Below are 21,359 nucleotides of genomic sequence, written 5' to 3' on the forward strand. Positions count from 1 at the left end.
TTAAGATCCTGTCTATGAGTGACGATAAAAATAACCCTAACAAACTTATTCATGGCTACTTCCTAAAGTTCGATGATGTCAATGAACTCGTTGATACAGAAAGTGGTGAGCTAGAGTATCGTTCAAAAGGTAACACTAGTAGTAAACGCTATCAGTTAGAATTTGTATTTGATCCGATCAATCACATAATGGCAATCCATCATGCGAAAGGTCTACCTGCTAAGAACCCTTTGATTGCTGGCTTAACGGATATGCTTGATGGGTATGCTCACAGACTGTTCCCAAAGCACAATTTAGATATTGGAGAGCTTACAGCTGCCGATTCAGTTCAAGAGTTTTTTGAAGAGCCTAAAAGAGGTATTACCTCATATTCAGGTAAAGTAACGTTCTCGAACTCTGATGATTGGGATGCAGACCTAAATGAAGAACTTCGTCCTGAAGCAAAAGAAGCAGAGCAAGAGTTAAAAGCGCTTAGTGTTGGTAAATGGGAAACCAAATTCAATGCTTTCAAAGATAGCTTAATGAGTGATCTACCTCGCGCAGCCAAAATTCAAATGATACTGGCCACTCTCTATGGAAACGCTGAAGCTCGTTACATCGCAGAAGATGGGACTAAAAAAAGATATCACATGGAAGATCATCCAGTTCGTGAACAGCATCCAGAAGAAAAACAAGAGGGAATACTTAACAGAGGTATAGCGATCGTTCGCTTGATTACAAAAGCTAAAGAAAAAACGAGAGTTTCTGAAGGTATCTTAACCCGTAATAAGAAAATTCTTGGGGTTGAAGAAAAATAACAGCTAATAATAGGTAAATTTTATGGCTAAACAAAAACCGACATTGATGTATAAATTGCTCGCGGACATTCCGGTGTTTGGATCGGTTTTTGTTATCGCTAATGCCTATGTTCATAAGGGCGATCAACTAGGCACAGTTAAGATAGCATCTGTTGGTCAATGGTGGAAAAGGGTTCTTCGCAAAGCATGGTATACACTTGTGTTTATCAGTGCCCTTGTTCTCATTGCTCCCGAAAAAATCTGCAAATCTAGCTGGGTACCAGCAGATACAATACTAGGGGCATTCCCAAGTATTTTAGGTTTTGGCATCGGTGTTTACGCATTGATGTTTATCATGCCTAGCGATTTCTTATCATTTCTTCAAGAGAGAAAAGATAAAGGCGCAAAGATTGGTCCCGAAATGGTCCCTGTAGATATGGGGTTCCCTTTGATGTCATATGTACTAGTTATGTTTATAGCTGCGGTTAACAAGTTTTACCCCGAAAGTTACTATTTTAAATTGGCTAGTATATGGGCTTTATTTTACGGCTTAGCTATGACAGTCGAGTTGATATCTTTTCTGTTTGTATCCTCAAAAATGATTCAAAAGATTCGAAGCTCAAACAATAAACCGACTAGGTATCTCCAGCGACGCAGAAACAAATAAAGAAAGGCAGCTTATCTAAGCTGCCTTTTTTAAAGAGACTTTTGATTTTCTAAACGTTGTACTCTCTCATCCATCTTCTCCATCATCAAGCGCAACCACTTAACATCAGTTTTAAGAGTTACGCCTACCCCAACCCCGCTAGATAAAGCACTAACAACTGCAATTATTAATGTTTGATACTCCGCCATTTACTTGAACTCATTGCGTAGGGGTTCCCATAGGCCAAATACTATTGGAGCACTTGCGCCAATAATGCCACCGAATTGAGCATCGTCTGCCGATACGCTCGCGGTGACAAGTTCAGGGTGACCAACTACCAAAGCCGCTCCCGCGCCAAGTAACGCTAAACCCTTTTTAGTGGAAGGAGCAGATCATTTTCTTCTGTTCACTTTCTATGACGCGGACTTAAATAACCAACTTTTCAAGTTCGATTCGGTGAGAGGCTTTTCCTTTACTGTGCTTTACCCATAAACGCTTTGGTTGGTATCCATTGGCACGGACCTCAACATCATAATTACCCTCTGGCAATCGCATACCGGCTTGGTACCTAGGCTTAATATTCATTATTCGAACCTTAAAACCCGGTTGGTTCTGTGCATTTGAATTGATGTACATAGGAAACTCCGTTTGGGCTTCATTATTGTTTTTAGCTGAACTCACCGGTTCGCTCTCAGCACGCTGAGTTAAATAACGAGCAAAAACACCATCCAACTCCGCTACCGAATGCTCCAAAGAGGCAGAAAACCCATCAGTAATACGCATACTTTTGTCTATTTGAGCGCCAAGTGGATGAATCAACGGTTGAGTATGTATCACCCAACGAACGGCATAAGAAGCCGACGGAGATAGTGTGTCACTGACTTGCTCTAAGAAAAAGCCAATCGTTGAGTCCGTTTGAGTGTACTTGGATGAAAATACATTCACAGGCACAACAAGAATAACGAATATGACGATAAACGAGCTGCCTATATTCAGAGCCTTGCTCTTCAAGTTCGGTGCTGGCCGTGGTTTATGGTAATTCATCAACACGATAAATTTTCCTGGCAGCTTAAACACCGTTAGGACAACGAGAAATAGCGATAGTCCCATTGATATTGGCGGCACAATGATAGAACGCAATACCGCTTTGCCTTGTTCAGCATAAGGGCCATCATCAGCAAACTGAGCGCGTGACGCCTCAATATAACCTAGCCAATAATCTCTCTCACGCCTCACATTTGGAGCAATAACCTGTTGGTAAAATTGCTTATTATTCCACGTCGCCATCATGGGCTCGACGTAATAACGTTCGCCCATACGATTCTTTATTTGTTGCTGAACTTCGGCTACTTTTTGAAAATCATTCCAAGATAAGTTCGGTTCAATGTCGTAACCCCGCTGCTTTGCCTCGGCATGCCAACGAGCTTTGGTGTCCTTCATAACTTTGTTTCTGACTGCATTTTTAAACACGCTAATTTGGTTTATTTGCCAATTGGAGTCTAAATGGATCCCCTTTCGATGAACTTGAGTACGAACCTTACTTGCTGTTGTAGAGTGGGAGCGAAACTCCGACATAGAGTCGATTCCCATAGGATAACCGGTCTCTTTTAAGAACTGTTTTTGCCACACTGCCAGTATTCGTGGTGTGTAATGAGCGACACTATTGGTATACGTTTTATCTTGAATGGCTTCTCCAGCTTGCCCTGTCGCCTGCTCAATACCGGCTTGGATAACTGATAAGCCTAGAGAACCGAATGCTTCCCCCCAAGATGTTTCACCTTTCGTTCGTCGAAAGGTTTTCTCTAACCAATAATCCATCGGTTGGTGGGGAATCGAGTTATCTTTTAATAAGCGTTCATAGCGATCTTCAATGCGGCTGATACAATTGGCTCTTGAGCTTCCTTTGCGTTTATAACAGCGTTCTTTATCATCAAATAGGTCAAAAATAGGTTGTGCAACTCTTTGTGCTCTCGCCTCTGCTCTCGTTAAATAGGCCTTACTCGCCTGTTGATAATCACGATACCCCGTCGCGACGGTCGACTCGACCTCTTCCCACGCTTGATTGGCCTTTTGATGGCGAGACTCTACCGTCTGATTATACGCCCCAACATGTTTTTGATATTGATGCCACGATTGCTGAACTTCACTCCGTAATACTTTATAGTTCGCATAGTGCTCATCGAAATTGGCGTTTGCTCGATTTTGAATATAACGATCCAAAATTTGAACTTTCTTATCATCAATATGACTTAAGAATGCATCATTGCTGTAAACCAACCCACCGATCAAAGCGAGAAAAGTCATTTCTGACGACTCGGTACTCGCCTCTGAGTTATAAGGGATCCCTTCGATATTAATCGCATTCATCGCTAAACTAGATCGCAGTACAGAGGAAAAGAAAGCCTCCTGTCTCTGCTTTGCACTACTCGGTTCAATCAACCATTTATCTATTACCGCCTTTTGACCAAAAAAAACCGTTGGCCAAACCAAAGCTGTAATCACGATCAACGATGAAATAGCGCGAAACTTCGTCGTGGTCAGCCATCCTTTAAGTAGAAAATCCGCAACAATTAAAGTCACCCCGATCCCTGAGATGGTTCGGCCAAATAGCTCCGTTTTATGTAATTGAGCATCACTAACATCGATTCCACCCGCAATTTCAACCAACTTGGCGTTGAAAGCGACTTCAGGAAAAAGATAAAGAAGTGAACAAAAAAACAACAAAACAGCCAACCATTTCGGCTTCTTATTATTTGTGGTTATTACGTCCTGGCTAGGAACTGGTTTCATCTTAACGCTTCCATAATTTGTCTATCCCTGTTCTCATCAAACATCATTTTTCTGTCGGCATCGAAATGCTGATCGCATCGTTACTTAAATTTAAATCTTCATCTTGAATATCAAACAGCACTGCTGGCTTCGCGCTCTGCGTTGTTTGCGTTCTTTTTTTCACACCTTTCACGCTAGCAGGCTTGGAATATGACACACTCCTAATGAGACCTCGGTTAGTGATGTAATGGCCATCTTTGAGGTAATCTATTTGTTCATAGAGTCGGTGAAAATCAGCGTCATTGGGTAGGCCAGCAACGGTTTCGCCTGCTAACGTTGTGGGTTGGTAGCCATTTGATTGAACGACAAGCTGTGGAGCAAGCTGCTGACAAATAGAGAACTTACTGGTATCCATGATCGCCTCATCTGGCAGAGGTCGACCTGCCTTAGCTAACGAGACCAATTGATCTTGGTGGTAATCCGTTCCGTTAATCGTATAAGTCACCACCTTCATGCCTTGCGCTTTCGCACGGCTATAAATTGTGGCGTATTGTTGGTAACTTCTTATATCAACATGTAAGCCACTATTGGGACCAAGTATTCGTTTCACCGTTTTCGCTGAATGTTTTGGCTTGTGCTTACGATAACGACTTTCCATTGCAAAAGCGCGATCGATATTCTTTTGATTTTCCTGATAATAATCATCAGAACCCATGCCTCGTTTTGCATCCCGCTTAAACTGAGCAACCGACGCCGAATGAGGTTCCCATACATACCCAAGATAAACACTTGAATTGATTTCCCGCATTTTTTTCAGAACGTCCATATCCATTGATGAATAAAAATAGTTTCTATAGGGGAGACTTTGTCTGGCCATTTCGTCGAGTTTAAACAAATCTTCCATGGAGCCATCTGATGTTTTTATTTCAATATTAAGGGGTTGTTCAATCGTTGCGTAATGGTACCAATCATTCACGGCTTCATTGAAATAAGCGGGACGATACCCATCTAATGTTCCGTCAGGGCTCCTTCCACTCAGAGAGTTCCACTCACTACTCTTCATACGACTCACGCGATATCGCTTACCATCACTACGAGCGGTTGCTCTTCCTGTTTCTATGTCGTGATGTACAACCCAATCTTTATCACGCGTCAGCATCACATCAATTTCTGCTCCATCAAAACCACTTACCGCCGCCATTTGAATCGCATTACGAGAGTTTTCAGCATAATTAGAGCTGCCACGGTGGGCGATAACATCAATAGGGCACTGTCCTTTGATGTAAGAGATATCCCCTCCCATGGTTTGATAAAGATTGCGCGATTTTAACGCCAACTGCATATCACGAAACATTTCTCGCCCCTCTGCTGAGTTATGATTCGAGATTAGTTTTGCATCTGCAGGTAATCCAAGCCCTCGCTCCAAGGTTGGTTGTGGTGGTGTTACTTTATCTGTAGATGAACATCCCTGAATAAGAGCAATAGTAGTGACAAGCAGCCCTCTTGAAAGCGTGGTTACACGTGAAGGTGGTGAAAACATGAGATCCTTATCCGTTGGTAGCTTATATGTGACATAACTGGGTTTCACACGCTGAGCACGACAAAGTCGGCCTCCAAGCACGGAGACCGCAAAGTGCTAATATATGATGACTCCAACCATTGATTTCGATTGTTGATATGTTGTTGGAGTGGACGTATTTAATGGTTTAATTTGATTGAAAGCAAAGGCTCAAAAACTCATAAATACAAATCATGATTACATTATTTCATCAAATAATAATTGAATAAGCCCTTGTTCATCTGGGATGTCATACCCCTTTCGACATGGATAAGCCAAACCATCTGTGAAGTTCAAAAACGAAAAGCTATTGTCTATGCTTTCGCTCCCCTCTTCATCCTGCCATGGTTCAATAGTACTGTTCTGTTTAGTCACGATATAACCACACGAATTGACAGGCATCTCGGTCTTACGATTTAAGACTATCTTATGATTGGAATTATTGTAGTGATTTACTCGAATCTTACCGGCTAACGCTAGATATATCGCCCCTGCGGCGCCCAAAAGCAAAGTATGGCCGATAACTTTACCTGTCGCACTCGCTACGGCGATTCCAACATTAGCAGTCGCACTCGCGATGCTTTGACCTCGGTTTCCATAACGGTCTGTAGAATACACGTAATCCACGCTATGTTTTCTTTCAACGCGAGCACGTTGTCTGACAGGAGTATGGTTTATGTACTCTTGACCACCAAAAGCATCAAAGTTGTGTATTAATACCGGAACACAATGATAAGTTTCTCCATTCCAGTTCACTACACGAGCCTTCATTTGCCATGGATAATACTCTTCATCTAAATATTTCTTACATAAAGCTGGTAACAAATGGCTAAGTAACGCTGTGTTGTGATCGCTCTGCGCCATGTTGTACAGTTCTTGCGTTATTGATCGGGCCTGCTCTTGATCTCCTGATCTTGCGGCAACGATAAAGAGAATGACCTCGCCCCAAAAAGTATCGTTGATCAAGTAGTCAACCGGCAAATTATCGATTTCGATTAAAGCTCGTGGAACATCTTCATCGGACAAAGCCTCCAATACTGCAGACAAGTGATGCACGCGATCTTGAGGCTTTGCAATAGGTTCGTAATATGCGTCCCATCGTTCAACAAAGGTCTTCCAACGCATTATTTTTTTAAACTCCTCAGTTACTCCTTCCGTGGTGAGTAACTTAGGTTCAATATATTTTGCAATGTGCTTTTTATGACCGTCTCGCTTTTTCATCGCCTTTGTGTAAATTTTGCTATCAGACTTGAATAAGTGCAGTGCTAAACCATAGCTTTCATACCATTCACCAAGGTTAAGATGACTACTTTCTAATGAAGCTTTAGCCAAAGCGTCAAAATGCTTTTTCATTTTATTCCCTTCCAATTTGACGACTTAAATAAAGATAAAGGCGATGACTAAAATAATAGCTGCGGCTATAGCCAGTTTGATGTATAGCTCATTTTTTTTAACTCTTGGTTCTTCCACTTCTTCAAGCTTATCCCTCATGGCCTTAAAGTCATCCAAACGTTGTTGATAACGTTTTTCTCTTTGATTATAGATGGACAACAGTTTCAGAAATGATTCTTTGTTTACTTGCTCCACAGCTTAACTCCAAGCATTTGAAATTAAAGACTAAAACTCCAATACACCATGACAAGCTCATGTTGACAGGAGGGGTCAATAGTCTTCTTCTAGTCTATATTAGGCATCGATTTTAGCGAATAAGGAACAATATGCGATAAGAAATGTGATTTAAAACAGCACATTATTGTAAGAAAAATTAATTGAGCTAAATTGAACTCAAATGAAGATGTAATATCAACTTTACCTCATACTTTTTTATAAACCTATTCACCAGATCTCTAATTCAGCCTCATTAATCAGTTATGCCTTGAGTCACACTGTCATTTTGAGTTACCTTGTCTTATTCAAAGTCGTGGGTCACAATACGCTCTGTACCTGACTTTAATAGAAATCATTGGCTCCCAAAACGTAGTAACCTAGAAATAGGGTTTAAATAGGGATGTCCGATTGAATGGTGAAAAATTTGGACCACACATTAATAGAGCAAGTTGAAGGGATATGCGCATCGCGAGGCGTTAGATTAACACCTCAAAGAAAGCGAGTGTTTGAGCTCATCCTCTCTAATAAAAAAGCCTCCAGTGCTTATGAATTATTAGAGCAGTTGAAAGTCAGTGAACCGCAAGCCAAGCCACCTACAGTATATCGCGCTTTGGATTTCTTGTTGGAGCAAGGTTTCATTCACAGAGTTGAGTCAACCAATAGCTTCATATGCTGCTGCTCTTGCAATGCCAACAAACATTTCTCCCAACTACTGATCTGCGATAAATGTGGCACTGTGATAGAACTGCAGGACGATGCGCTTGTCACCCTACTCGCCAGTAACGCTGAGAAGCATGGCTTTCAATTGACGAATCATGTCATTGAATCGCATGGCATTTGCCAATCTTGCTCCTCCGAGATGAAAGAATAAGATTATAGAAGAACATTATGCGCGCTGAATTTGTAAACCCGTTTTTAGCTTCTTTGATGAACGTATTAAAAACGATGGCTTCTCTAGAATTGAAGCCACAAAAACCGAGAGTTAAGAAAGATGAAATCGCTCGTGGTGATGTATCCGGCCTAATTGGTATGGTGGGTACACAATCTCGTGGCTCTATGTCGATCACCTTTGATGAAGGTCTCGCTCTCGAAATCATGGAAAACATGCTTGGTGAACGACCAAACGGCCTCAACGAAGAAGTGACCGATATGGTGGGTGAAATCACTAACATGGTGACTGGCGGTGCGAAACGTATTCTTGCGGAAAGCGGTTTTGACTTCGATATGGCAACACCAATCGTGGTTTCCGGTAAAGGTCATACGATTCGTCACAAGTGTGATGGGGCAATCATCATCATGCCTTTCTCATCTCAATGGGGTAATGCTTTCATCGAGATCTGTTTCGAATAGAGACAATCGAGTAAATATAAAACGAAAGGCTGACGTACATACGTCAGCCTTTTTTATTGCCGTAAAATCAACGGACATAAAAAACGCCAACCGAAAGGTTGGCGTTTACAGTTATTACTTGGTGTTACTTAAACAGTCTTAAGCTTTAAGCGCTTTAAATGCATTGATTAGACCGTTTGTTGAGCTGTCGTGAGAGGTTACTTGAGCATCGTCAGCAAGCTCTGGAAGAATTTGGTTTGCTAGTTGCTTACCAAGCTCTACACCCCATTGGTCGAAGCTGAAGATGTTCCAGATTACGCCTTGAACGAAAATCTTGTGCTCGTACATCGCGATTAGGTTACCTAAAGAGCGAGGAGTGATTTGCTTAACAAGAATTGAGTTCGTTGGACGGTTACCTTCAAACACTTTGAAAGGCGCAAGTTCAGCTGCTTCTTCTGCTGTTTTGCCTGCCGCTAGGAATTCAGCTTCTACTGTCTCTTTTGTCTTACCGAAAGCAAGCGCTTCAGTTTGAGCAAAGAAGTTAGACATCAACTTCTGGTGGTGATCAGATGCTGGGTTGTGGCTGATAGCAGGAGCAATAAAGTCTGATGGGATCAGCTTAGTGCCTTGGTGAATCAGTTGGTAGAAAGCGTGCTGACCGTTTGTACCTGGTTCACCCCAGATGATAGGACCAGTTTGGTATTCTACTGGATTGCCGTCACGGTCAACAAATTTACCATTCGATTCCATGTTGCCTTGTTGGAAGTAAGCCGCAAAACGGTGCATATATTGATCGTAAGGTAGAATCGCTTCTGACTCAGCGCCGTGGAAGTTATTGTACCAAACGCCGATAAGCGCAAGGATAACAGGAATGTTGCTTTCAAATTCAGTTGAAGCAAAGTGGTTATCCATCTCATGAGCACCATCTAATAGCTCAACGAAGTTATCGAAGCCGATAGAAAGAGAGATAGACAGACCAATCGCAGACCATAGTGAGTAACGACCACCAACCCAGTCCCAGAATTCGAACATGTTGTCAGTATCAATACCAAACTCAGCGACCGCAGTTGCGTTAGTTGATAGTGCAGCGAAGTGTTTAGCAACGTGTGCGTTGTCACCCGCTTCAGCCAAGAACCAATCACGTGCAGAGTGCGCGTTCGTCATTGTTTCTTGAGTGGTAAATGTTTTAGATGCCACTAAGAATAGCGTTGTTTCTGGATTCAGAGGCTTAAGTGTCTCAACAATGTGAGTACCATCTACGTTCGAAACAAAGTGCATGTTTAGACGCGTTTTGTATGGCGTTAGTGCTTCAGTCACCATGTATGGACCAAGGTCTGAACCGCCGATACCGATGTTGACAACATCAGTGATCTCTTTACCGGTGTAACCTTTCCACTCACCAGAAACGATACGGTGTGTGAACAGTTCCATTTTTGCTAGTACTGCATTAACTGCTGGCATTACGTCTTTGCCATCAACCATTACTGGCTTATCGCTACGATTACGTAGAGCAGTGTGAAGTACTGAACGACCCTCAGTCTTGTTGATTGCATCACCGCTAAACATAGCTTCAATTGCAGACTTAACTTCAGTCTCATTTGCAAGAGCAAATAGGTGCTGCATCGTTTCAGCGTCGATAAGGTTCTTAGAGTAATCCACTAAGATGTCCGAACCGAAACGAGTAGAAAAGCTCTCGAAACGCTTTGCATCTTGAGCAAATAGTTCTTTCATATCCATATCTTGAGCAGACTCAAAATGTGCAGTTAGAGCTTTCCACGCTTGTGTTTGCGTTGGGTTGATATTTTTCAACATGGTATCTATCCCGATATTACTGTAGGTTTTATTCTAGACGTCACCTAAGTGATGAATAGAACCCCCGATTAGGCGAAAGTTTATATTTTTCTATGATGACCAGACCGCATCACCACTGAAAGATTCTTTGTAATTTTTTTTCACGACGTATTATGCCGTATATGAAGAGCGCCACCTTGAGATAAATCAGGATTCGATTTCCTGATAGAGAGATCGATGCTGACTCAGGCTCTAACATAATTAAATGTGAGCGATAGCTGATAAATTCAAGTTCAAAAGATAGCGTTAAACCACTTTTTTTCCAAACACATTATAAAGGATGGCGTATGTGGATTCAGAAGACTATACACCTAAATGCACGAAAGCGTGGATTTCATCTCATTACTGATGAAATTGAACAACAGATAAACGATATCAATTCTCTATCTGTTGGTTTATTACATCTTTTTCTTCAACATACTTCTGCCAGCCTCACACTCAATGAGAACGCCGATCCGACGGTTCGCCGCGACATGGAATCACACTTCAATAAGTTCGTACCCGAGCGAGCCGCTTATTACAGACACACCTATGAAGGTGATGATGACATGCCTGCCCACATTAAAGCATCGACACTTGGCACCAGTGTGACAATACCAATTAGCAATGGTCGTTTAGCTTTAGGAACATGGCAGGGTATTTACTTAGGAGAGCACCGAGATTGTGGTGGAAGCCGAACTGTGATTGCTACGATGCAAGGTGAGTAGACTGCTTGAAAACAAGATCTCCTTAATAAAAACAATATCTTGTTAATAAAAAAGAGTGGTGTGTTTCCACGACCACTCTTATAAAAATAGTATTTGGCCTACTGTAGGCCGAAAGGTTTAGAAGGGCTGGTTTATCATAACCCTAAAGGCCCCTTCGTCACCACCTCGCGCCAACTCAGCACGTACAACAATACCTTCCACTTGGAAACGCACCGCGCCACCTAAGCTCCATTTCATGTCCGAGTGCAGTGTTTTGATGTCGTACTCATCGGCAACGCGCCCTAATTCAGCAAACGCTACCCATTGCCACCAAGGCAAATCGTAGTAATTAATCAGCGGGATATCACCCAAAGGTTGCCAGTCAGGAATCACTCGGTACTCAGCAGAATAATGAACCGCAGAACGTCCGTGGTAACGACCTCCGGTATAACCTCGTAAGCGATATAAACCACCAAGTCGAGCTTGTTCAGTTTCCGGTGGACGAGCACAATCTTGCCCAGAGCAGTTATCCCAGGTTGGTGTATCAGCCGTATAGAAATCGAATGCTAAAACTTGTTGATCGAATAAGTCCCCTAAAGGACCTAAAGCAAAGTACTGGCTATTTTGGAAGGTCCACTTAAGCCACAAGTCATCGTTAGACCAACTCTCTGCGCCAGTGGTGAACTCAAGGTTAGTGTGAGAACCTCTGGTCGGGTTACGTGTGCTATCACGGTTATCCCAATCCAATGCCAGACTAAAGCCTGTCGCCTCTTCAGTGTTGTTTAAACCTTCTAGCTCACGAGCCGTATAAAAAGGCGTGAAGATAATCGAGCTGACACCCGATTCGACTGGCGAAGCAAAACTCACATCTTTGATTGGCTGAAAAGCCCCTAACAAGCCATGTTCTGCAACATTGCCCCAAGGTAGCAAATACTTAAATTCAAACTGATAGTTTTGCTCTAAGCCATCGGCAATGGTTTTATCATCAATAGATGAATCATTATCGCCTTGAGAACCAATGTAATACGGGTTGTCGTTGAAGCGCGCTTGATACATCTGAGTACTAAACAAGATATTCTCAGACAAGGCATAATTAAAGGCCGATAGAAAACCGACATAGCTGTCTTTGTCTGAATACAAAGCCATACCAAACAGAGCCGCTTGAGGTTGCCAAACGCCCTTTGCGACACCAGCAACCCCAAAGGTATTGCCCATGGTTTCAGTACTGAAATAGAAAGGAACAAAAGCGGAGTCTTTTTCTTCACTTAGAACAGAAGAAGAAAAGCTGACACCAGTTACTGCCATTGCAGACATTAACCAGTATCGAGAAGTTCGCTTGAACATATCTATTTTACGTATTCCATTGCCACGCGAGACGTCAGTTTAGTCACGAGCTCGTAAGCGATAGTGCCGATATGTTCAGCCACTTCTTCTGAGGGTAAGTCTTTACCCCAAAGCGTCGCCTCGTCACTCACTTTATCCGTAGCATCAGGACCAAGGTCAACTGTTAGCATGTCCATGGACACACGCCCTGCGATTGGTACTTTTCGTCCATTAACGAATACTGGGGTGCCGTTAGGTGCAGTGCGAGGATAACCATCACCGTAACCAATCGCGATAACACCAACCTTGGTATCACGTTCACTGGTCCAGTTTCCGCCATAACCCACACTTTCACCGGCTTTCACATCGCGAACGGCAATTAGGTGTGAGGTCAGGGTCATCACAGGCAAAAATCCAAGCTCTTGCGCTGATTTATCAACAAACGGAGAGACACCGTAAGATATGATTCCCGGACGAACCCAATCAAGGTGGCTGTCTGGCCAAGCGAGTAAACCCGCAGAGGCAGCAAGTGAACGCTCCCCTTCACAACCTTCAGTAAGCGACAAGAAAAGCTCTGTCTGTTCAACGGTGGTTGCTCTATCCAGTTCATCAGCACAACCGAAGTGGCTCATGTAACGTAGAGGTTTGGCAACATTCGCACATTGATGCAAACGCTCAACAAAGTTTTGGTATTGCTCAGGGCGAACACCTAATCGGTGCATACCACTGTCGACTTTTAGCCATACCACAACGGGTGTTTCCAAATCCGCATTCTCTAGCGCGCTTAATTGCTCTTCACAATGCACCACCGTTTGAATGTTATTGGTCACCAAGATTGGCAAATCGCCCGAAGAGTAAAATCCTTCCAGCAACAAAATAGGTTTAACAATGCCACCAGCACGAAGTTGTAACGCTTCTTCAATACGCGCCACACCAAAAGCATCAGAGCTTTTTGAATGCTTGGCTATATGCAGTAAGCCGTGTCCGTAGCCATTGGCTTTCACAACAGACATGACCTTGCACTGAGGAGCCTTCGACTTTATCTGGTTCAGGTTATGTTCGAGCGCGTTTAAGTCAATGCTCGCCGTCGCCGCTTTCATGTAAGTCATTAGCGATTACTCATCATCAAATGCAGGGCCTGCATAGTTATCAAATCGGGAGTGTTGGCCTTGGAACGTAAGACGAACCGAACCGATCGGACCGTTACGTTGCTTACCAAGGATGATCTCAGCAATGCCTTTCAAGGAACTATCTGGGTTATAAACCTCATCACGATAGATGAACATGATCAAATCGGCATCTTGCTCAATCGAACCTGATTCACGCAAATCCGAGTTTACTGGGCGCTTATCAGCACGTTGCTCTAGGGAACGGTTAAGCTGAGAAAGTGCCACAACCGGAACGTTGAGCTCTTTTGCTAACGCTTTCAATGAGCGAGAAATCTCGGCGATTTCAAGAGTACGGTTATCAGATAACGAAGGTACACGCATTAATTGAAGGTAATCTATCATGATCATAGAGATACCATCGTGTTCACGAGCGATACGTCGAGCACGAGAACGCACTTCTGTTGGCGTTAGACCCGAGCTGTCATCGATATACATATTCTTCTTATCCATCAGAATACCCATACTCGACGAGATACGAGCCCAATCTTCATCATCTAGCTGACCAGTACGAATCTTGGTTTGGTCTACGCGAGAAAGTGACGCAAGCATACGCATCATCAGCTGTTCGGCTGGCATCTCTAGCGAGAAGATTAAAACCGGTTTGTCTTGCTTCATCGCCGCGTTTTCACACAAGTTCATCGCAAATGTGGTTTTACCCATCGATGGACGAGCAGCAACAATAATTAAGTCAGAGCCTTGTAGACCTGCTGTTTTCTTGTTGAGGTCGTTGAAGCCAGTATCGACACCTGTCACACCATCTTGCGGCGTTTTGTATAGGATCTCGATACGTTCTAGCGTCTTCTCTAGAATGCTATCAACGTTTTGTGGACCTTCGTTTTCACTTGCACGGCCTTCGGCAATCGCGAAGACTTTACTTTCAGCAAGATCAACCAGCTCTTCCGAAGTACGACCTTGAGGGTCATAACCAGAATCAGCAATCTCATTCGCGACACCAATCAGGCTACGAACAAGTGCACGTTGCGCTACGATATCCGCATACGCATTGATGTTTGCGGCACTTGGTGTGTTTTTCGCTAAGTCAGCAAGGTAAGCAAAGCCACCCACTTCTTCAAGTTGCTCACGCAGCTCTAAATGTTCAGAGAGTGTAATAAGATCCAGAGGAGAACTTTCTTCAAGGATATCCTTTACCGCTTCAAAGATCAGACGGTGAGGACGGCTATAAAAGTCTTTGGCCACAACCTTTTCGGCAACTGTATCCCAGCGTTCGTTATCTAATAACAAACCGCCAATAACAGATTGCTCAGCTTCTAATGAATGTGGCGGGACCTTGATGGCGTCCACCTGATCGTTGGCTGATTTCTGACTTTTGGTATCCACTATGACTACACTCAATAACTAATAATGATCGTTCATTATACCCAAGAACATCCGTTTGTAATCCGATCCTATGAGTTTGTTTTATTCTTCAGGAAGAATTTACCTATTGCTGACGGAATTAACCAAGGGTAGCATTACGATCCTGCCATTCACTCACTGTATAACTAGAGGTATGCGTGTCCAAATTATTGGCTCTGAGCACTGGTCTTCTAAGCACTGGTCTCCTGAGCGCTCCGATGGCCTTAGCTGATGATGCTAAAGACTCTGTTGATGCAATCCTCGACTCTATAGTAGTTTCAGAACCTACTTCTGAGCCGATCGTCGTTGCACCGACACCTGAAGAAAAAGATATGGATATCGCACCGAGTGATACAAGTGATACAGAACTACCGAGCCCGCTAAAAACGGAAGTCGAATTTGGATATCAGTCGCATACTGGTAATTCGGATTCACGATCGCTTAACGCACGCCTGAACGGTGAGTATACAGCTGGTCGTCATAGAACCAGTGGCGAATGGAAATACTACAATCTCTATAAAGATGGTGAGGAAGATAAAAGGCAATCGACTTACTCGGCTCAGAGTGACTACAAGTTAAGTCCTAAAACCTACCTTTACGGCAGTTTCAAAGGAGTCGACTCGAGATACAGTGCTTACTTTAAGGACTACACAATTTCGAGTGGTCTGGGTTACCAGTTTTCGAATACCGAAGAGTTTGTGTTGGAAGTCGAAGTGGGACCAGGTTTTCGTTACCAAGAGCCAAACCTCGATGAGATCGACGATGATGACATCATCTTCCCAGAGATTGTTGAAGAGGCAATTTTCCGTGGCAACGTGAATACGTCATGGCAGGTGTTGAAGAATTTGCAGCTCAAGGCAGACGTGACGCTTGTCTCTGGTCACAGTAACCTAAAGTTTGATACTGAGTTAGAAGCCATCAACGATATTACTGACAATATCGCGCTGAAGATCGCTCACTCTCGCCAGTACCACGATAAAGTGCCTGAAGGCTTAAGCAAACAAGACTCTGTTCTATCGATCAACTTGCTCTTCCAGTTCTAATCTTAGGCCACCTCTAACCTTGAGAACAACTTGTTCAGCAATAACAGCTTATGGATCACCGTAAGCTTTTTACCTACTGTAGCCCTTCCTTGTACTTTCCTATATTCCAGACATAAAAAAACACCAGCCGAAGCTGGTGTTTAAAACTTTCAAAAGAAAGAATTCGTCTTGGTACTGAAATTACTCAGCTGCAACGATAGCGATTTTCGCAGTAGCAAAAACTTCAGAGTGAAGTTGGATGCTTACTTCGAATTCGCCGATGTTACGTAGAGCGCCTTCAGGTAGGCGTACTTCGCTCTTAGCTACTGCAACACCTGCCGCTGTAATAGCGTCAGCGATGTCACGAGTACCGATAGAACCGAATAGTTTACCTTCGTCACCAGCTTTAGAAGCGATTGTAACGCCTTCTAGAGTGTTAACGCTCTCTGCACGAGCTTCAGCAGCAGCTAGTTGCTCAGCAACTTTAGCTTCTAGTTCAGCACGACGAGTTTCGAACATAGCAACGTTGTCTTTAGTTGCCATAACTGCTTTACCCTGTGGGATAAGGAAGTTACGAGCGTAACCAGATTTAACGTTTACTTGGTCGCCAAGGCCACCTAGGTTACCGATCTTATCAAGTAGAATAACTTGCATTATCTTAGTCCTCTTAAACTATTATTAACTATTACCGATTACTGATGCTTGTCAGTGTACGGTAGTAGAGCTAGGTAACGAGAACGCTTGATAGCGCGAGCTAGTTGACGCTGGTACTTAGCGCTTGTACCAGTGATACGGCTAGGTACGATTTTACCAGCTTCAGTGATGTAGTTTTTAAGAGTTGCTACGTCTTTGTAGTCAATCTCTTGTACGCCTTCTGCAGTGAAACGGCAGAATTTACGACGACGGAAGAAACGAGCCATGGGCTATCTCCTGATCTTAAATTTAGTAAAGCGGTCTTTCACAATTATCGAAATAACTATCAATGACCTAAAACAAGTTGAGAATTTTTTAAGGCGTTAAGCCAAAAAAGAATTACTCAGCAGCTGCTTCTGGTTTAGCTTCTGTACGCTCTTCGCGACGAGGAGCACGCTCTGCACGCTCTTCTTTTTGCTTAAGCATAATAGATTGCTCAGTCACAGCGCCTTTAGTGCGCATGATCATGTTACGTAGAACTGCATCGTTGAAACGGAAAGCAGTTTCTAGCTCGTCAATCACTTCTTGACCAGCTTCAACGTTCATAAGAACGTAGTGAGCTTTGTGAAGCTTGTTGATTGGGTAAGCCATTTGACGACGACCCCAGTCTTCTAGACGGTGGATAGTACCGCCAGCTTCAGTGATAGAACCAGTGTAACGCTCGATCATGCCAGCAACTTGCTCGCTTTGATCAGGGTGAACCATGAATACGATTTCGTAATGACGCATTTGGTTGCTCCTTACGGATTATTAGCTTCCACGAGTGGCCCGGTCGTCCAGAGGAAGCAAGGAACTAAAGATAAATGACCGAGTTTTAAGGACGGCAAATGTTATAGAAAGAACCCGGTATTGGCAAGCGCTATTTGGTGAATAATGAAACAGTTTTTCTGTCGCCATCTAGCCATCCGACAAACCGATGGATTTTGCTATAACAGCCTAAAAAGAAACGCCCACCAGCAAGTGGTGAGCGCTAATAAATTCATAGACTTAAAGCAGCGTTAACGCATTACTGAGCTAAACGCTGTCTTACCGCTTCGAACAGGCAAATACCCGACGCCACAGAAACATTTAAGCTCGATACGCTACCTGCCATTGGAATCTTAATCAGATCATCGCAAGTTTCACGAGTTAAACGACGCATACCGTCACCTTCTGCACCCATAACTACCGCAAGAGGACCCGTTAGCTTCGCTTGATAGATATCATGCGTTGCTTCACCTGCCGTACCCACAAACCATACGCCCTGCTCTTGCAGTGCACGCATTGTGCGAGCTAGGTTGGTTACGCGCACGAGAGGAACCGTTTCAGCTGCGCCACACGCAACCTTGCTTACCGTTGCTGTTAACGGCGAAGAGCGATCTTTAGGTACGATAACAGCAGCGACACCTGCAGCATCCGCGTTACGTAGACAAGCGCCTAGGTTATGAGGGTCTGTTACGCCGTCTAGAACTAACAGCAAAGGCTGTTCGTGCTGCGCTAGGATATCGTCTAGGTGAGTTTCATTAAGCTGCTTAGCAGGCTTCACCTTAGCAATAAGACCTTGGTGATTCGCACCTTGTGCTTTTTCATCCAACGGCTTACGACCCATCTGTTGAATCGACACACCAAACTGTTGCAGTTGGTTCAGTAATGGAAGAAGACGCTCGTCTTGGCGACCTTTCAATACATACGCTTCGATAAAACGTGCAGGATCTTTTTCTAGTACGGCTTTCACCGCGTGAATACCGTAAATAAATTCGTTACTCATTGTCTCAAGTTACTCTTATTGCTCAGAGAAGAATGACATCAATGCCGATGCATCCCTCTCTGTGTTGTTCATTTCGAGAGTAGCGTCTTACGCCTGATACTCTCGCATTAAATTAAATCAGTTAGGCGCTAAACCTGATTAGCAGAGCGCCTTATTTAGCCTTAAGATCTATCAGTCTTAAGAGTTATCAGCCTTTGGCTTACGGCTTGCAGCACGCTTTTTCTTAGCGCGAGCTTTAGCAGCACCGGTTTTATTCGCTGGCTTTTTCTTCTTAGCAGGGCCTTCGCTGCTTCCGTCAGGTCGCTTAGTTGGCTCAACCATAGGCTTCGCTGATACACCTGGCTTATTACTCTTCACTGCTGAGCGCTTCTTGCTTTTCGCCTTTTTCATCGCTTCGGCTGCACGCTTCTTGGCTGTTTTGCCTTTGCCACGCGGCTGACGATCAGTGTCTTCTAAGTCAAAGTCGATTTGGCGAGTTTCTAAATTAACCGCAGAAACCTTCACTTTAACCGAATCACCCAAGCGGTAGATATTACCTGAGCTTTCACCCACTAGACGCTGACCAACAGCATCAAATTGGTAGTAATCATTCGCTAGCGCTGAGATGTGTACCAAGCCATCAATGTGCAGTTCAGTTAGACGAACAAAGAAGCCAAAACCAGTCACGTTGGCAATCACACCATCCATCACCTCACCGACATGGTCTTGCATGTATTCACACTTCAACCAGTCGTTTACTTCACGCGTTGCGTCATCAGCACGACGTTCAGTCATTGAACACTGCTCGCCGTAGAAGTCCATATCATCGAAAGTGTAGTGGTAACCACCAGTTGGCGTCCAACGTTCGCTGTTACGACCTTCTTCTTTCGCAATAAGGTACTTAATCGCACGGTGCAATAGCAAATCTGGGTAACGACGAATTGGCGAGGTAAAGTGAGCATAGCGTTTAAGAGCTAAACCAAAGTGACCCGCGTTATCCGCGTTGTATACCGCTTGCTTCATTGAGCGTAGCAGCATGGTTTGGATTAATTCACGATCTTCACGTTCATTAATCTGTTGCATCAGTTGTGCATAGTCTACTGGTGATGGCGACAGACCACCTTCCAGTGTTAAACCTAATTCACTTAAAAAGCTCTTGAAGCCCATTAAGCGCTCTTCGCCCGGAGTTTCGTGAACACGGTACAGCGCAGGCTCTTTCGCTTTTTCTACGTAAGATGCCGATGCGATATTCGCAAGAATCATACATTCTTCGATGATCTTGTGTGCATCGTTACGAATTACTGGCTCAATACGGTCAATCTTACGATCCGCATTGAAGATAAACTTAGTTTCTACCGTTTCAAATTCAATCGCACCACGTTCGTCACGCGTTTTCTTAAGCACCTTATACATCTTATGAAGCTCTTCAAGATGTGGTACTTCAGGTTCGTAACGCTCACGTAATTCTTCATTGCCATCTAAGATCGCGCCTACTTTGTTATAAGTAAGACGAGCATGAGAATTCATTACCGCTTCGTAGTGCTTGTAGCCTGACAGTTTACCTTTGTCTGAGATAGTCATCTCACACACCATACATAAACGGTCTACCTGAGGGTTCAATGAACACAAACCATTTGAAAGCACTTCTGGCAGCATTGGCACGACTTGTGACGGGAAGTATACCGAGTTACCACGGTTAATCGCTTCTTTGTCTAGCGCTGTATCTGGGCGAACGTAGTAACTTACGTCAGCAATCGCTACCCATAGACGCCAGCCGCCGCCTTTCTTCGCTTCACAGTAAACCGCATCATCGAAGTCACGCGCATCTTCACCATCAATGGTAACCAATGGCAGTTTACGCAGGTCTACACGTCCTTCTTTTGCTTCTTCAGGAACATGCTCACCTAGGTTTTCGATTTGCTTATCTACCGCTTCAGGCCACTCTTGTGGGATCTGGTGAGTACGGATCGCAATCTGCGTTTCCATACCCGGCGCCATGTTTTCACCAAGAACTTCGGTTACTTTCCCCATCATGTTACGAGAACGACCACCGCGATCCGTAATTTCAATCACAACCACATTACCCATTCGAGCACCGCCTTTATGCTCAGTAGGGATCTGGATGTCGTGACTAATACGCGAATCATCAGCAACAACGTAAGAATGGCCGTACTCTAGGAAGAAGCGACCAACAAGTGGCGTTTTACGCTCTTCAAGCACACGAACCAAGCGACCTTCACGACGGCCACGCTTACTGTTGTCAGTAGGCTGAACCAATACGTAATCACCGTGCATGATGGTTTTCATCTGATGATGCGGCAGCACGATATCATTGTCTTTACCCACACTGCCGTCTGGGCGAACCCAACCATGACCGTCTTTATGACCAATCACATAGCCTTTGATCAGTTCCATCTTCTCAGGCAATGCGTAGCACTGACGACGAGTAAAGATAAGCTGTCCATCACGCTCCATTGCACGCAAACGACGACGCAGCCCTTCATATTGTTCCTCTCCAGCAAGACCCAAAGCTTCGAATAGATCGTTGCGGTTCATCGGAATATTCGCGTCTGTTAGAAACGAAATAATGAACTCTCGGCTTGGTACTGGGTTATCGTAATTTTTCGACTCTCGGTCGGCAAAAGGATCAACAGTGGTTGTCGCTGTCGTATTTTCTGACGTTGGTGTGTTTTTTGACATAGGCGGGCCTGCTTAAGCAAGGAAGGTATATACCCCTAGTATATCTGATGCTAGGGGTAAGCTACAGATATGCTTTAGAAAACACTCAAATAACCTCAGATTGATACATATCTTCACTTTGTGAAACATCGCTTCATAGACGTGGAT

21 protein-coding genes are annotated in these 21,359 nt (G+C 43.9%); 6 read left to right on the forward strand and 15 right to left on the reverse strand.

Annotated features, from left to right (window positions below; genetic code table 11):
- Positions 1-797 (forward strand): DUF4747 family protein (locus tag AB4623_RS18060; RefSeq protein ID WP_372147097.1); only part of this gene is annotated, 797 nt, incomplete at its 5' end.
- A 22-nt stretch (positions 798-819) separates the two neighbouring features.
- Complete coding sequence (locus AB4623_RS18065; protein ID WP_108156802.1) at positions 820-1,443, forward strand: hypothetical protein; 624 nt, start codon at positions 820-822, stop codon at positions 1,441-1,443.
- Positions 1,444-1,472: 29 nt separating this feature from the next.
- Here the strand turns inward: AB4623_RS18065 and AB4623_RS18070 are convergent, their stop codons facing one another.
- The 6 genes from AB4623_RS18070 to AB4623_RS18095 form a co-directional block, all read right to left on the reverse strand.
- The gene (locus AB4623_RS18070; RefSeq protein ID WP_372147098.1) at positions 1,473-1,631 is read right to left on the reverse strand and encodes a hypothetical protein; all 159 of its coding nucleotides are present in this window, start codon (positions 1,629-1,631) and stop codon (positions 1,473-1,475) included.
- Positions 1,632-1,763, reverse strand: a complete 132-nt coding sequence (locus AB4623_RS18075) for a hypothetical protein (RefSeq protein ID WP_372147100.1) — start codon at positions 1,761-1,763, stop codon at positions 1,632-1,634.
- Between the two features lie 85 nt (positions 1,764-1,848).
- Complete coding sequence (locus AB4623_RS18080) at positions 1,849-4,212, reverse strand: hypothetical protein (RefSeq protein WP_372147102.1); 2,364 nt, start codon at positions 4,210-4,212, stop codon at positions 1,849-1,851.
- A gap of 43 nt (positions 4,213-4,255) precedes the next feature.
- A complete protein-coding gene (locus AB4623_RS18085) occupies positions 4,256-5,731 on the reverse strand; it encodes a glycerophosphodiester phosphodiesterase (protein ID WP_372147104.1) in 1,476 nt (491 codons plus the stop codon).
- Between the two features lie 216 nt (positions 5,732-5,947).
- Positions 5,948-7,102, reverse strand: a complete 1,155-nt coding sequence (locus tag AB4623_RS18090; RefSeq protein WP_017059943.1) for a hypothetical protein — start codon at positions 7,100-7,102, stop codon at positions 5,948-5,950.
- 24 nt (positions 7,103-7,126) lie between these two features.
- On the reverse strand, positions 7,127-7,336 hold the full coding sequence (locus AB4623_RS18095; protein WP_017059942.1) for a hypothetical protein: 210 nt from the start codon (positions 7,334-7,336) through the stop codon (positions 7,127-7,129).
- 433 nt (positions 7,337-7,769) lie between these two features.
- Here AB4623_RS18095 and zur point away from each other — a divergent pair, with 433 nt between their 5' ends.
- Together zur and AB4623_RS18105 are read left to right on the forward strand one after the other, a co-directional pair.
- The gene (zur, locus tag AB4623_RS18100; protein ID WP_017059941.1) at positions 7,770-8,228 is read left to right on the forward strand and encodes a zinc uptake transcriptional repressor Zur; all 459 of its coding nucleotides are present in this window, start codon (positions 7,770-7,772) and stop codon (positions 8,226-8,228) included.
- A gap of 17 nt (positions 8,229-8,245) precedes the next feature.
- Positions 8,246-8,707, forward strand: a complete 462-nt coding sequence (locus tag AB4623_RS18105) for a chemotaxis protein CheX (RefSeq protein ID WP_017059940.1) — start codon at positions 8,246-8,248, stop codon at positions 8,705-8,707.
- A gap of 138 nt (positions 8,708-8,845) precedes the next feature.
- On the opposite strand, the gene pgi is transcribed toward AB4623_RS18105, so the two are convergent.
- A complete protein-coding gene (gene pgi / locus AB4623_RS18110; RefSeq protein WP_016787894.1) occupies positions 8,846-10,498 on the reverse strand; it encodes a glucose-6-phosphate isomerase in 1,653 nt (550 codons plus the stop codon).
- A 326-nt stretch (positions 10,499-10,824) separates the two neighbouring features.
- On the opposite strand from pgi, the gene AB4623_RS18115 reads away from it, so the two are divergent.
- Entirely contained in the window at positions 10,825-11,244 is a 420-nt protein-coding gene (locus AB4623_RS18115; protein ID WP_065584774.1) for a secondary thiamine-phosphate synthase enzyme YjbQ, read from the forward strand.
- A 117-nt stretch (positions 11,245-11,361) separates the two neighbouring features.
- Here the strand turns inward: AB4623_RS18115 and AB4623_RS18120 are convergent, their stop codons facing one another.
- From AB4623_RS18120 to AB4623_RS18130, 3 genes are read right to left on the reverse strand one after another with little or no spacing between them, the layout of a single operon-like run.
- On the reverse strand, positions 11,362-12,567 hold the full coding sequence (locus AB4623_RS18120; RefSeq protein WP_372111620.1) for a BamA/TamA family outer membrane protein: 1,206 nt from the start codon (positions 12,565-12,567) through the stop codon (positions 11,362-11,364).
- A gap of 2 nt (positions 12,568-12,569) precedes the next feature.
- Positions 12,570-13,655: an alanine racemase gene (gene alr / locus AB4623_RS18125; protein ID WP_017059936.1), complete on the reverse strand. Its 1,086-nt coding sequence runs from the start codon at positions 13,653-13,655 to the stop codon at positions 12,570-12,572.
- 6 nt (positions 13,656-13,661) lie between these two features.
- Entirely contained in the window at positions 13,662-15,053 is a 1,392-nt protein-coding gene (locus AB4623_RS18130; RefSeq protein WP_016767560.1) for a replicative DNA helicase, read from the reverse strand.
- Between the two features lie 176 nt (positions 15,054-15,229).
- On the opposite strand from AB4623_RS18130, the gene AB4623_RS18135 reads away from it, so the two are divergent.
- Positions 15,230-16,114: a DUF481 domain-containing protein gene (locus AB4623_RS18135; RefSeq protein ID WP_372111623.1), complete on the forward strand. Its 885-nt coding sequence runs from the start codon at positions 15,230-15,232 to the stop codon at positions 16,112-16,114.
- A 180-nt stretch (positions 16,115-16,294) separates the two neighbouring features.
- Here AB4623_RS18135 and rplI read toward each other — a convergent pair whose 3' ends face one another.
- The 5 genes from rplI to rnr all read right to left on the reverse strand — a co-directional run bounded on the left by rplI (position 16,295) and on the right by rnr (position 21,212).
- Positions 16,295-16,747 carry a 50S ribosomal protein L9 gene (gene rplI, locus AB4623_RS18140; RefSeq protein ID WP_010434182.1) on the reverse strand — a complete coding sequence of 151 codons (453 nt, stop codon included), beginning with the start codon at positions 16,745-16,747 and terminating at the stop codon, positions 16,295-16,297.
- 38 nt (positions 16,748-16,785) lie between these two features.
- Positions 16,786-17,013 (reverse strand): 30S ribosomal protein S18, encoded by a 228-nt coding sequence (rpsR, locus tag AB4623_RS18145; RefSeq protein WP_000090472.1) that lies wholly within the window; start codon positions 17,011-17,013, stop codon positions 16,786-16,788.
- A 112-nt stretch (positions 17,014-17,125) separates the two neighbouring features.
- Positions 17,126-17,515, reverse strand: coding sequence for a 30S ribosomal protein S6 (rpsF, locus tag AB4623_RS18150; protein ID WP_004741278.1), 390 nt, complete (start codon positions 17,513-17,515; stop codon positions 17,126-17,128).
- A 277-nt stretch (positions 17,516-17,792) separates the two neighbouring features.
- Entirely contained in the window at positions 17,793-18,533 is a 741-nt protein-coding gene (gene rlmB / locus AB4623_RS18155) for a 23S rRNA (guanosine(2251)-2'-O)-methyltransferase RlmB (protein WP_017063180.1), read from the reverse strand.
- 177 nt (positions 18,534-18,710) lie between these two features.
- Positions 18,711-21,212: a ribonuclease R gene (gene rnr, locus AB4623_RS18160; RefSeq protein WP_017063179.1), complete on the reverse strand. Its 2,502-nt coding sequence runs from the start codon at positions 21,210-21,212 to the stop codon at positions 18,711-18,713.
- Positions 21,213-21,359: the final 147 nt, after the last annotated feature.

The sequence above is a fragment of the Vibrio sp. 10N.222.52.C12 genome (genome assembly GCF_041474215.1).
Taxonomy (GTDB): domain Bacteria; phylum Pseudomonadota; class Gammaproteobacteria; order Enterobacterales; family Vibrionaceae; genus Vibrio; species Vibrio crassostreae_C.

Coding starts and splice junctions, on each gene's coding strand:
- AB4623_RS18065 (WP_108156802.1), top strand. CDS start 820: ATGGCTAAACAAAAACCGACATTGATGTATAAATTGCTCGCGGACATT.
- AB4623_RS18070 (WP_372147098.1), bottom strand. CDS start 1,631: ATGGCGGAGTATCAAACATTAATAATTGCAGTTGTTAGTGCTTTATCT.
- AB4623_RS18080 (WP_372147102.1), bottom strand. CDS start 4,212: ATGAAACCAGTTCCTAGCCAGGACGTAATAACCACAAATAATAAGAAG.
- AB4623_RS18085 (WP_372147104.1), bottom strand. CDS start 5,731: ATGTTTTCACCACCTTCACGTGTAACCACGCTTTCAAGAGGGCTGCTT.
- AB4623_RS18090 (WP_017059943.1), bottom strand. CDS start 7,102: ATGAAAAAGCATTTTGACGCTTTGGCTAAAGCTTCATTAGAAAGTAGT.
- zur (WP_017059941.1), top strand. CDS start 7,770: ATGGTGAAAAATTTGGACCACACATTAATAGAGCAAGTTGAAGGGATA.
- AB4623_RS18105 (WP_017059940.1), top strand. CDS start 8,246: ATGCGCGCTGAATTTGTAAACCCGTTTTTAGCTTCTTTGATGAACGTA.
- pgi (WP_016787894.1), bottom strand. CDS start 10,498: ATGTTGAAAAATATCAACCCAACGCAAACACAAGCGTGGAAAGCTCTA.
- AB4623_RS18115 (WP_065584774.1), top strand. CDS start 10,825: ATGTGGATTCAGAAGACTATACACCTAAATGCACGAAAGCGTGGATTT.
- AB4623_RS18120 (WP_372111620.1), bottom strand. CDS start 12,567: ATGTTCAAGCGAACTTCTCGATACTGGTTAATGTCTGCAATGGCAGTA.
- alr (WP_017059936.1), bottom strand. CDS start 13,655: ATGACTTACATGAAAGCGGCGACGGCGAGCATTGACTTAAACGCGCTC.
- rplI (WP_010434182.1), bottom strand. CDS start 16,747: ATGCAAGTTATTCTACTTGATAAGATCGGTAACCTAGGTGGCCTTGGC.
- rpsR (WP_000090472.1), bottom strand. CDS start 17,013: ATGGCTCGTTTCTTCCGTCGTCGTAAATTCTGCCGTTTCACTGCAGAA.
- rpsF (WP_004741278.1), bottom strand. CDS start 17,515: ATGCGTCATTACGAAATCGTATTCATGGTTCACCCTGATCAAAGCGAG.
- rlmB (WP_017063180.1), bottom strand. CDS start 18,533: ATGAGTAACGAATTTATTTACGGTATTCACGCGGTGAAAGCCGTACTA.
- rnr (WP_017063179.1), bottom strand. CDS start 21,212: ATGTCAAAAAACACACCAACGTCAGAAAATACGACAGCGACAACCACT.